6 protein-coding genes and 1 pseudogene are annotated in these 12776 nt (G+C 30.6%); 1 reads left to right on the top strand and 6 read right to left on the bottom strand.

The genetic code is table 11. The features are described 5' to 3' along the window. The 5 genes from G534_RS08455 to G534_RS0106685 all read right to left on the bottom strand — a co-directional run. A partial coding sequence (locus G534_RS08455) for an endo-beta-N-acetylglucosaminidase (RefSeq protein ID WP_156896584.1) occupies nucleotides 1-7048 on the bottom strand: 7048 nt, incomplete at its 3' end. 460 nt (nucleotides 7049-7508) lie between these two features. After that, nucleotides 7509-8354, bottom strand: coding sequence for an SAM hydrolase/SAM-dependent halogenase family protein (locus tag G534_RS0106700; RefSeq protein ID WP_027348428.1), 846 nt, complete (start codon nucleotides 8352-8354; stop codon nucleotides 7509-7511). Nucleotides 8355-8363: 9 nt separating this feature from the next. After that, the gene (locus G534_RS0106695; protein ID WP_027348427.1) at nucleotides 8364-9194 is read right to left on the bottom strand and encodes an energy-coupling factor transporter transmembrane component T family protein; all 831 of its coding nucleotides are present in this window, start codon (nucleotides 9192-9194) and stop codon (nucleotides 8364-8366) included. Continuing rightward, entirely contained in the window at nucleotides 9191-10885 is a 1695-nt protein-coding gene (locus G534_RS0106690; RefSeq protein WP_027348426.1) for an ABC transporter ATP-binding protein, read from the bottom strand. The genes G534_RS0106695 and G534_RS0106690 overlap by 4 nt, the downstream gene beginning before the upstream one ends. 5 nt (nucleotides 10886-10890) lie before the next feature. Further along, the gene (locus G534_RS0106685; protein WP_027348425.1) at nucleotides 10891-11448 is read right to left on the bottom strand and encodes an ECF-type riboflavin transporter substrate-binding protein; all 558 of its coding nucleotides are present in this window, start codon (nucleotides 11446-11448) and stop codon (nucleotides 10891-10893) included. Between the two features lie 203 nt (nucleotides 11449-11651). Between G534_RS0106685 and G534_RS0106675 the strand changes: the two genes are divergently transcribed. Then, nucleotides 11652-12380, top strand: coding sequence for a YebC/PmpR family DNA-binding transcriptional regulator (locus tag G534_RS0106675; RefSeq protein ID WP_027348424.1), 729 nt, complete (start codon nucleotides 11652-11654; stop codon nucleotides 12378-12380). A gap of 254 nt (nucleotides 12381-12634) precedes the next feature. On the opposite strand, the pseudogene G534_RS08950 reads toward G534_RS0106675, so the two are convergent. Further along, nucleotides 12635-12776 (bottom strand): annotated as a pseudogene (locus G534_RS08950) (IS256 family transposase); the annotation flags it as partial.

The raw sequence follows: 12776 nt of genomic DNA, 5'->3' as shown, positions 1-12776 counted from the left end.
CAAGAGATTCATTTGTAATTAAATCTTCTAAACTTGGTAATAAATCATCAACTAGATCTACATAATCTTTTAGTTTTTCTTTATTAACTTCTTCTTCAACTTCTTTAGTAAATTGTTCTGGATTTCTGTTTGCAAATGCATTTATCCAATCTACAAATTTATCTAATTCAAATTCTCTTCTTGGTTCATCAGCCCACATTGCAACCATTGAACCAATAGTTTCTATTTGGTCTCCAACGTTTACATCAAATGCTTTATTTCTAATTCCTTCTAAAGCCATTTGTCTATGGTACCATCCATCATAAGAGTTTTCTCTACCCATTACATAGTACCATGAGTCGTTTACGTTCAATACATCGTGACCTTTTTCTATGAATAATTTACTTGGAGCTACATCGAATCCACTCCATCCAGCTGTCCAAAGTGCGATTATGATTTGTTTATTAAAGTCTGCATTTGTCTTAGATCCATAGTAGAATCCATCGTTAAATGCCATAGGTCTCATACCCGCTCTTAATATTCTTTCTGATAAGTCATTTGCATATTCTATAAATTTATCATACTTGCCAGTTTGAACTAGATGTGACCATCCTGGATTTTGGAATGCATCATTTGCATATTCATCTGCTCCAAAGTTGAATATTTCAGCACCTTTAGATGCAAAGTAATCAATGTATAATTGTACAAATTCTTTTGTAAATTCTTTTACATCTTCTCTTTCAATATCCAATGTAGTTACAGATTTTCTTGATCCATTATATGCATATGGATTTTGGATTCCAAGTTCTTCCATAGCTACAAGTATTGCATCCATGTGTCCTGGTGAGTTTATTGATGGTATTATCTTGATATTCTTTTCTTTTGCATATTCAAATATCTGATCCATCTCTGCTTGTGTTAATGATGTTGAAGCATTTGTTGTAATTCTCTTTGAATCACCATATTTTTGATTTCCTTTTGTAATACCAGCTTTTACATCTTCAGAACTATATTTACCTTTTGATGTTGTGATAGACATATCATCTAATAAGAATCTCATTCCATCATTTCCTAATAATAGGTGAAGATGTGTATAATTAGCTTTTGAAATCTCATCTATAATTTGTTTCAATTGTTCAACTGAGAAGTATTTTCTACCAGCATCTACTGAAACTATTCTAGCTTTTTTATCTCCAAATGGATTTTCTATTTCTGGAATAGGTTCTTTATTTTCTAAAGCATCATAAGCTTTATTTAATGCTGCTAAAGCTTCAGCTACTTTTTCTTCTGTAGCATCTTTATCTTTAATTACTTCTTTAGCTTCATTTAATTTTTGTTGTAAAGCATCTAATGTTTCTTTTGTCTTATCTTTATTTAATTGTGGTAATTCTTTTGTTATTTCATCAACTCTTTCAATCAATGCAGTCTTATCAGCTTTGTCAGGTTCTTCTGCACATTTCAGAGTAGAAATGGACATTTCTGAGAATCTTACCCATTTTTTCTCATTAACTGTAGATTCAACGATAACATATCTTGCATTAATTTCTTCTTTAGAGAAGTCGATTACATTCTTTTGAACTGGTTTACTTTGTGTGATTTCATCACCAAATGTCTTCCATGTTGATCCATCTTCTGAATATTTAACTACATATGATTTGAAGTAGTCACCTGCTGGTCCACTGAATTCATTTTCATGTGATTTCAATCCACCTGAAACAAATGTAAATTTATCTAATCTCTTAACTTCTTTAAGATCTAAACCTACATAGTCCCCTTTTTGATATGCATTTCCATCAGCTCCATACCATACAATTGTAGATTCATCACCATCAACTAAAGCAGATTCTCTAGTTTGAGTTTGATTATAGTCTACCCAGAATCTTGGAGTCTTGTAGATATTGCTTTCTGTTAATGCTTCTTGTACTATTTCACAAGTACCTGGTTGTTGTTCTTCTTTATCTTTCAAGTTTGCAATTGCATCTAATATAGCTTTTTCTGCTTTATCAACTTGATCTTGTTTAGCTTCTTCATCTTTGAATACTAATTTACCAGATTCTAAAGCTTCATTTAATGATTTTGCTGTTTCTTCAGTCTTATTAGCTAAATCTAATCCTTCTGCTTTTTCAATTGCAGCTTTTAGTTTATCTTTGTTTACTGCTTCTTCAGCATTTCCAAACACTTGCATTTCTGTAATACCAACACCAAAGTTTCCATCTTTTCTTTCTAGATTTACTCTTATAGCTTTTGTAGTTACAGGATCAAATGTGAATGAAGTTTCTTTACCTGCTAATATTTCAGAACCTTGATTTTCATATTTCAAGTTTTCTACAGATTTCCAATTAGCTTTATCGTTAAATGGATGATTTTCTTCAGAAACTCTACTTAAAGTCTTAGGATCTGTAAAATCAGGACCTACATAGTATTCAATAGAAATAGTCTTAGTTGCATTTGTTGATCCATCTTTATAGAATGCAATATTTATTTCATCTACCGTTTCTTCTTTAACTACTTTATCTCCAAATATATATCCAACCCAGTCATTAGTTTGTCTAGCTCTTGACCAGTTTGTCCATCTATTTTGAGGATTGTTGTTGTATGAAATAATATCATCATTTATAGCTGTTAATCTATCGCTTGATTCTTGACCATCATTTGTCCATGATGCTATAGCTACTGGATATTTATTTCCAGATTTTCTAATTGCTAGATTTGATGTTTCTTCTTCTGGTTTTTCTTCTAATAATTCTTTAACATCAAACTCTTTGTATTTGATAGTTATTGAATCATTTCCGCTTTCATATAGAACACCAAATTTATCATTTTCTAAGTTCACTAATACTGAATATTGGAATGCACCTTGATCTATTACTTTTTCACCAATCCAATCAATACTTGAATCTGCAGGATTAACTTCTCCTAGTTTCACAGTACCTTTGTATCTATTCCATGTACCTGGAACTATTGGTTGTGATGTCATAACATATTCTTTTCCATCTCTTTCAAATGAGATTACAGACATTTGACACCATGAATTTGATTCATATCCATTTCTAACAATTGTATTATCCCATGTTTCACCATTATCACGGCTTGTAGCTATTAGTATATGTTTTGGATTTCCATCTAAAACGTTTCTCATAAATAGTTTTAAGTCACCGTTCTTTAATTGAATTACTTGAGATTCTGTTAATTGTTTTGCTGTACCATTTATTGTTTTTGAGTCTAAAGTTTGATAACCATAAACTCTACCATCATTTGGTGATTCTCCTCTTTTCCATGTTTCACCATTGTCATCAGAGTATACTAACGCTGCTGACATTTGTGAATATTGATTTGAGAAGTAAATTGGGAATACAAGTCTTCCATTTGCAAGTTTTAATCCTGTACCAGGACCTGTACCAATAAATTTCATCCAATCAGCTTTTACTTGTGGTGTTATATCTACAGGTGATGACCATGTCTTTCCATCATCTTCAGATGTCAATAACCATAAGTATGCTGTCTTCTTAACTTTTAATTCAGCATCTTTTAGATAAACATTTCCTATCTTTTGTTCACCTTTGTATAAATCACCTAAATCTGAGAATGGTTGTTTTTCAGATTTTAGAACTACTTTGTAATCTGTCTTTGCACCATTTGATTGAAGATAAACATCACCATTTTCATCAGCATAATGTTTTACTCCTCTTGTTGATGTAAGTTCTAGATAGTTCTTATCACCCTTCTTGAAGTATCCTGTACCAGCTGTTTCATTATTAATGCTATCATCTTGACCTAATCCTGTTGATGCTGGGAACATATCCACTAACATAAAGATCTTGCCATTTGATTCAACCATAGATGCATCTATTGCGAATGCTGATTCTTTTAATTGTTGTTTGTCTGCTAAGTCAAGAATTTTGATTAAATCTCCAAATTCAGCAGAACCTTTTTCTTTTCTTCTAACAGCGATATCAATATCATTCCAGTCGTGGATTGTTTGGTTTCTCATATCTGCTGCTGCAAGTACTGTATCTTTTTCTGTTTTTATTATTGATGGTATTCTGTAGAAATTACTACCTTCTAATCCTGGATAGAATACATCCATAGAATTTATCATCAATGCTGCAAATGCTTTTTCTAATTTTTCTATTTCTTTTGCATATTCTTCATCTGTTGCGCCTGCTTTATTGTAAACAGCTTTTCCAGATTTAACAGCTTTATCTAATTCTTTTAATGATTCTGAATTATATAATTTTCTATCTAAAGCTTCAGCTTTATCTAATAAAGCTTTTAGAGCTTCTTTATTACCTGCTGGTTGCTCTTGTTCATCAGCTTTCTCATAATATACAGCTAATATCTCACTTGGTTCTTTTCCATCAGCTGTAGTTCTGTAGTAAACTAATCCAGATTCACCTTCTAATTTTTGATTATCAAAAATTACATTACCTTTTGCAGTAGTTTTTTGTTCTGCAATTAGATTTTTTGCTTCTCTGTCTGAGAATAATTCAACTTTAGTATTTTCTTCTACATTTCTTAATACAACTTTATATTCATCATTTTTAATGTGATCAGCTGTAACTTGTGACATAGGAACCACTGTTGTTGCATCTAAATCTAGAGGTTGTTCAAACATCATCCAGTTATAGATTCTGATAGCACCCCAAGGTGATCCATTATCTGCTATATTAATTTTTAATCTAAATTCTTGAGCTGTTATTGGTTCATCTAAATTAACATCAGTAACATGAGCTTTGTTGTTTGTAATACGTTTAGCTGTAACCCAAGGACTATTTGAATCTTTTCTATATTGTAATTCAAAATCTCTTGTGTTCATTAAACCGTCATTTACAGATTCTCCACCATGACCTGCGTGTTCTACTCTCCATCTACGGATAGTTCTTTCTTCTGTTAATCTGATATCCATGTATCCAGATCTAGCACCTGCAACTGTCCATTTGTCTGAGTTTCCTGTAATTGTTCCATTTAATGCGTTTTCTGCTTTTTCTCCAGATTCTTCAGCACTTCTATCGATAACTTCCGCACCAAGTACTACGTTCGGAGAATCTATAACAATTCCATTACCTGTATCTTCTACTTCCATCTTCCAATCTAAATCAAGTTCAGCTGGTTCAGAAATTGTTCCATTTAATCCAACTGCTACTATTCTTAATTTTTGAACAGTACCTTGACTAGATTCTGTTCTTTGAATATTTGGAAGATACATTATATTTGAAGATGATGCTTGTATAAATTCAAAACCTTTACCATTGTCAGCATATACTACATAATAGTCTGCACCTTCAACGCTATCAAACTCTATCATTGCTTCAGAATTTTTAGCATCAAATAGAAGATGATTTTTCACTTTTTGATTTGTTGGTGCTGCAACCTTTTCGCTGCTTTCATATACAGATAATCCACCTATATTTAATGAGTAGTCAGCAACATTACCATTAACTTTAATATTAATAGCTCTTATAGTTTGACCTGCAAATTGTGATAAATCAATTTCTGTTGTCTTCCAATCTGTTGATGGTTCAACATTTTTGTATACAAATGATTCATTTGAATATTTTTCATCTGTTGTAACACCAACTGAAATGGTTGAGTTTTCTCCACCTTTAGTTATTATGCTTAATTTTGTAGAACTTGTAGCATCTAATTTAGTAGAGTATAAGTTAATTTGATTTTCAGCATTTAATGCTCCGTGGAATTTTATAGAGTTACCACCATAGTATGCATCTGAATAATCATATTTTGCTTGTAATCTTGTACCTGTTGTTTGAATCCACCATCTCCATGTTGGTAATACTTCGGAAACACCTCTTGCATTCCAATCATAGTCTCTTGACATTTCTCCATTTTCAAACCACGCTTTCCCGTGACCTGTGTTAAAGAAAGTCTTAAATGGTGTACTTGTAACTGGAGAATAGTCTGATACAAATCTTGACATACCTCTCCAACCATGTCTATCTTTTGAAAGAGATGGATCTCCTTCATATCCTGTCCAGAAGTTTCTTTCTTGAACGTGATAGTCTTCACCATCTTTTGATAGTCCTAGTATTGAGTCTGGAGTGAATAGACCTATTGATACTATAGCTTTTCTATCTTTACTACTAATTAACTCATCCCATCTAATACCAGTATTTATTGAGTTTTGTTGTAACTCAAATCCAGCATAAGCATCATAAGGACTTCTTCCTATCATTTTCATGTGTTCAGCTGTACCTTCATTACCATACTTAGTCCAGTTGAAATTGATAAAGAACTCATCCCCAGGTATTACCCCACCTCTAGGTTTCACGAAGTAATCATTGTAACCATTTACAGCGTTATAGTGATTTCTTGGTCCTTCATTTGTCATAGCATCATACCATGAGAATCTTATTGGATAATTTACACTTTCAGCATATTTCTTAGCATAAATCATGAAATCTCTCATCTTAACACCTTTACCATAGATGCCTGATCCTGTAGTTTCTTGATTTATGAAATATCCATCAAAACCATAATATTTAGCAATATCTACATACTTTCTAGCTTCAGGGAATGTACCTGATCCTGGAGAGTCTTCTCTTAAGAAATTAGTTAATACTGCCATATCTGCAGAAGATGAAGACCAATTAAAGAATAATGTTCCATATATTGGCACACCATTTCTGTGAGCAGCGTCTATAACGTCTGGAGTAGGTATTTTACCATCCCAGAAAATCATAGAATCAGTATATTGCCAGTTATCAAAAGCATATGTCTTAAATCCTTCAGCTCCTACTGATGATCTAGATTGTGCTTTAGAGTTCATCAAGGATAAAACTTGTATTTTAGCTTCATCACTTGCCAGAGGGTTAATTACATTACCTCTAAATCTATCTCTTAACTTTACAGAACCTCTATTTATCTCATCATTAAGATTTGATCCTGCAGTCCAATTTTCTCCTAAAGGAACTTCCTTAGGTCTTAACGTTAAAGGTCTTTCGTCAACTAGTTCTTCAGCCTTAGCAGTAGAAACTAAAGCGTTAAAAGGTATAAATCCTAATAACATAACAAATGCTAGTATCAAACTAAGAACCCTTTTCTTGTTTACCATATGTTTTCCTCCTAATATTTTTTTACAGATACAAGTATCTAATATTAGTATAAAGTTATAGATAGTTATTTTAAACTCAAACAGTGATTCTGGTTAGATTTCTAAAATTAAGATTGATAACTATGTGTTAATGAAAATGTTTTCATTTGAAACCCATTCATTTTTCATTATTATTACTAAATCTTAGAATGTGATTAATTTAATTTTAAACTGCATAAAACCGTTTTCCTAGTTTGTTTTTATATTTTTAATTTTTATTATATTTATTTTTAAAATTTATTTTATGGTATTTTTTAACATTTTCTTGTATTTTAAACATATAAAAAAACCGGATAAATCCGGTTTTTAAATTTTATAAATATAAAATAATACTTTTTTTTAATATATTTGTCTCTAATATATTTTATTCTTACTATTTTAACCACTAATATATACTAGAAAATATTTCCTGATTATAACATTAGTTTTCAACTTTAGAAAACTCAATAAACCAGTTGTTTCCTGTACCTACATTATATGCTTTTGCAAAGTTACCTTGATTTATTGCTAGAGCCATTCTATATAAACTATTTACATAGATTACTGATTCACCTATATATACGTCTTGGAAACTTCTTCCATATTTAACTCTATTATTGAATACTACTCTATTACCATCTTTGATAGTGACTTCAACACTGTCACCTACTTTAAATCCTATACTTAAAAATTCTTCTCTAGTAACATTTGTCCAAAGACTTCCAAATCTTACATCAAGAATCGCAATATTCCCTTTTATGGATTTTTCTGTCTTTTCTTTTTCAAATAGTTCAAGTTCTTGTATATGCTCAACTGATAATGCTTCTCCAACTTCTTCAAATGTAATATGACCTGAAGCTAACTTCGCTCCAGTATATGCATATACATCTCTTCCGTGGAATGTATATGAATGTTCTGTATTTCTTCTTCTATGTTTACTTTCTTCTATTTCACGAACTTCTTCTATACCAACATATCTTTTTACATGTGTAAGCGTACCATTGTCAGGAGTTACTATATAATGTCCATCTGAAGTTTTCGCTACTACTGATTTTCTATCTGTTCCAACTCCAGGGTCTACAACAGATACAAAAACTGTTCCTTTTGGCCAATATTCCATACTTTGGAATAGTCTATATGATGCTTCCCAAATGCTATATGGAGTTATATCATGTGTTAAATCATATATTTTAAGTGTAGGTTCTTCTACTAAAGCTACGCCATACATAGCAGAAACTGCACCATCTACCAAACCAAAATCACTTTGTAATACTAAGAATGAATTCATTTTTTTCTCCTAAATAAATATATTATAAAATCTACTTCCATTTTGATATATCATATAAAAACCTAACACAGTAACCAAAATAGAAATAAATAAAGCTATATAATCTGCTTTTTTCAGATTTTCTTTTGTATACCATGTTCTTTTCTTGTGTTTACCAAAACCTCTTAAATCCATCGCATTACCTATAGTTTCTACTCTATCAATGGATGAAAATATTAAAGGAATTATTATTAATAAATAATTTTTTACTCTATCTAAAAACTTTGATTTACTGCTTAATTCTAGTCCTCTAGCTTGTTGAGATAAGCTTATTTCTGTATAATCTCTTTGAATATCTGGGAAATATCTTAAAGTTAGACCTACTGCATATGCAGCTTTAGAAGGAACTCCAATTCTGTTCAAACTTGATGCAAATTCTGATGGATTAGTTGTAAAGAAAAATACTATACCAATAGGTATAACCGCTATATATTTTATAGCTTTTGTCGTCATATATAATATTTGTTCTTTAGTCATTGTGTATCTTCCATAAATTGTAAATAATTCATTTCTCGTTCCAAATATTTCTACTCCATATTCCGGAGCAAATATATAAGTGAATATCATATTTACAATGATAAATACAATTACATAAAGTAAAATAATTTTAACATCTGAAAGTTTTAATTTCGCCATTTTGAATACCAATATCGAAAATATAAACACAAAGCTTACATATCTTATATCATATGAAAACATAACCGCTAAACTGATTAGCAAGAATCCTAAAAGCTTTGTAAGTCCTGTAAGTCTATGAATTGGAGAATCTAATTTTTGATATGAAAACATATTTAGTTTCATCTAATTCTCCTTTCATGATTTACAAATGCATCGACTAATATACTAGGTTTTTCTAAATTTAATCTTTTAGCTATTGTATAAAGTGATGTTTCAACTAAATTTCCTTTTTCAATCACTTCATCTTTTGTAAGTATGACAGAAGCTTTATCATCAGCTATTAATTTTCCTTCACTAAATACTATAGATCTTTGCGTGTATTCAAGCATTAGATGCATGTCATGAGTAATTAAAATTACAGTTACACCTTGTTTATTTAAACTTTCTAAAAATTCCATAATCTCTGTATAATGTTTGTAATCTTGACCAGCTGTAGGCTCATCGAGAATTATAATATCTGGGTTTAATACAAGGATTGATGCAATTGTAACTCTTTTCTTTTGACCATAACTTAAAGCTGATATAGGCCAATCTATAAATGAGTCTAAACCACATATTTTAAGAACTCTTTCTACTCTATCTCTTATTTCTTCCTCATCAACACCTCTGAATCTAAGACCTAAAGCAACTTCGTCATAAATCATAGCTTTAGAAATCATTTGATTAGGATTTTGCATAACATATGCAACATTTTCAGCTATTTCTTTAATAGATAAATCAGAATAATCTTTACCATTTATCTTAATTAAACCTTTGTCTGGTCTATTAAAACCACAAATTAATTTTGCAAGAGTTGATTTTCCAGCTCCATTTTTACCTGCAATAGCAAGCATCTCGCCTTTATACACCGAGAATGATACATCTTCAAGATTGTTTTTTACACCTTCATATGAAAAACTTACATTTTCTATTTCTAAAACTTGTTCATTATATATTTGATCTTTTGGTCTTTCTTTTTGTATAAATCCTTCTACTTTATTTCTGATTTCATCATAATCTAAAGTATCAACTCCGCTTAAATCCATATTGGAAATGTCTTGTCCTATATATTTAAGCAAAGTTACATAAAGAGGTTCTCTTATGCCATTTTTAATTAAAAGATCTGATTTTAATAAATCATTTGGATTTGTATCAGAAATAATTCTTCCATCTGATACAAGAATTATACGATCAACATTTCTATACAAAACATCTTCAATCCTATGTTCTATTATAACTGTAGTTTTATTGTGTTTTCTATGAATTTCATCAATAATCTCTATTGCAACTCTACCAGTTTTAGGGTCAAGATTTGCAAGTGGTTCATCAAATAGTAAAATGTCTACATCATCTACCAAGATTCCTGCTATAGAAGTTCTTTGCTTTTGACCACCTGAAACTTGATATGGTGAATCTTTCAGGAAATTCTCCATTCCTACCAATCTACTTACTTCAAGTACTTTTTGTCTCATTTCTTCAGTTGGTATCAAATCATTTTCCATTGAAAAAGCAATATCTTCTCCTACTGTCTGGCCTACAAATTGAGCATCTGTATCTTGGATAACTGTCCCTATTGATTTTGAAATAATATGAAGCTTCTCAGTTCTAGTTTCTACACCATTTATCTTTACGCTTCCTTCTATATCTCCTTTATAAGCAAAAGGAATTAGGCCATTTAAACAATGACCTAATGTAGACTTACCACTTCCACTAGCTCCTACAATTAATATCTTCTCACCTTCTTTTATTTTAAGATTGATATCATAAAGAGTAGGATCTTCCTGGGTAAAATATTTAAATGTAAAATTATTAAATGCTATTTTAGTATTTTCCATTTTTTCTATTTCTTTGATAAAGAACCTTCTTTTGTTTTAGTTTTTGAATATGCTACTAATAAAAGTGTACCAATTATACCTGTTGAAATTGCATTACTTAATGCAGCTAAAACACCTTGTGTATATACAAGATTTGCTGATTCTGAATAAATCAGAACATCAAGAGTAGGAGCTACAAGTAACCATGCAATCGCATTTACAATAACTTGAATTACATTGAATCTAATAATATCTTTTTTGCCAAATATTCCTTCTTCTATTCTTGATTGTCTATATGCAAAACCAAATCCGAAACCTGATAATGCAGATGCAATCACCCATGACCACCAAACTGAACCATATTGAATTGAGTCATTTAGTGCATGTCCTATAAAAGAAATAAGTCCTCCAGCTATTGGTCCAAATAGATATGCGAAGAACGCACTCACACCATAAGCTGTTTGTATACTTGTATTTGGAATTGGTGAAGGAATTTTAACATACATAAATAATAATGTAAAAATAGCTGCACCTAATGCTGAAGCTACAATTGTCTTTGTATTAACTTCAAAAAGTTTTTTCATAATTGCCTCCATAATTAATATGATATCTATATTTTATCATATTAATTAAATTTTTGTATAAATAGAAATCTATTATCAAGCTTTTATCTATCGTCATTAAATTCTTCAAATATGTATATATCAAACACTTAACATATATCAAGCTTTGTGCTATAATACATACGTTGATTTATGAAAAAAATTAAAGGAAAGAAGGTATTAAAATGGGAAGAGCTCATGAAGTGCGTGCTGCATCTATAGCTAAGACTCAAGCATTCAAAACAAAATTATACTCAAGATTCGGAAAAGAAATATACATAGCAGCAAAGAGCGGTGAACCTGATCCGGAAATGAATTTAACCTTAAGAAGAAAAATTCAAGAAGCTAAATCAAATCAAATTCCTGCAGATGTAATTAAAAGGGCTATTGAAAAAGCAAAAGGTGGAGAAATTGAAAACTACCAAGAAGCTCGTTATGAAGGATTAGGACCACACAATTCAACATTTATAATTGATTGTTTAACAGATAATACTATGCGTTCAATGACAGATGTTCGTACTGCATTAACTAAAACTAACGGATATAAAATGGTAAACGCTGGTGGTGTTTCTTACAACTACGAGTCTGTTGGTCTTTTCGAACTTGAATATGAAGACGAAGACACTATGTTAATGACACTCTTAGAAGCAGATATTGACGTATATAGTGTAGAAGTTGAAGATGGAGAAATGACTATAAAAACATCATTCTCTGACTTCGGTAAAGCACAAGATGCAATAGAAGAATTAATTCCAGATGTTGAATTTGATACATGTGAAACCGCAATGATTCCAAATGAATATGTCACATTCACAGAAAAAGAAGATATAGACTCATTCAATAAATTGATGAATATGTTAAATGAAGCAGAAGATGTAAATAAAATTTATCATAATGTGATTATTGAAGAATAGAAATTTCGTAATCGCGTGTTAAATTGTCGAATTTGATAACTTTGGAATAAAACGTTGATTTAGGGTCTGTAAATAATTTTGTGTATCAACCTATTTCCTGATATTAAAGGGTATGGGTTGATACATTTTTTGTATCAATAGATATTCATTTCTTAAGAAATGAAGCTTAACTTAATTTTACACATTATTAATACACTGTCAAATTTTGTTAAAAATTTGCAGATATTTTTTACTATTACTTTCTATTTTTTTTATTATATCCTCCCTTCAAAATATATTGATAATTGTGATAACACCTTATCCCAACCTCTTATTCTACTAGTCCACTTAGCTGAAGCATCTGCCATAGCTAGATAAAGACTTTTTTGTAATGCATAATCATTTGGAAATATTGCT

It is taken from the genome of Helcococcus sueciensis DSM 17243 (assembly GCF_000423145.1).
GTDB classification, from domain to species: Bacteria; Bacillota; Clostridia; order Tissierellales; family Peptoniphilaceae; genus Helcococcus; species Helcococcus sueciensis.
This window is presented reverse-complemented; position numbering and strand designations above follow the sequence as displayed.

Bases quoted from the DNA above. Each gene is read 5' to 3' on its own strand.
- G534_RS0106700 (WP_027348428.1), bottom strand. From the start codon at position 8,354: ATGAATTCATTCTTAGTATTACAAAGTGATTTTGGTTTGGTAGATGGT.
- G534_RS0106695 (WP_027348427.1), bottom strand. From the start codon at position 9,194: ATGAAACTAAATATGTTTTCATATCAAAAATTAGATTCTCCAATTCAT.
- G534_RS0106690 (WP_027348426.1), bottom strand. From the start codon at position 10,885: ATGGAAAATACTAAAATAGCATTTAATAATTTTACATTTAAATATTTT.
- G534_RS0106685 (WP_027348425.1), bottom strand. From the start codon at position 11,448: ATGAAAAAACTTTTTGAAGTTAATACAAAGACAATTGTAGCTTCAGCA.
- G534_RS0106675 (WP_027348424.1), top strand. From the start codon at position 11,652: ATGGGAAGAGCTCATGAAGTGCGTGCTGCATCTATAGCTAAGACTCAA.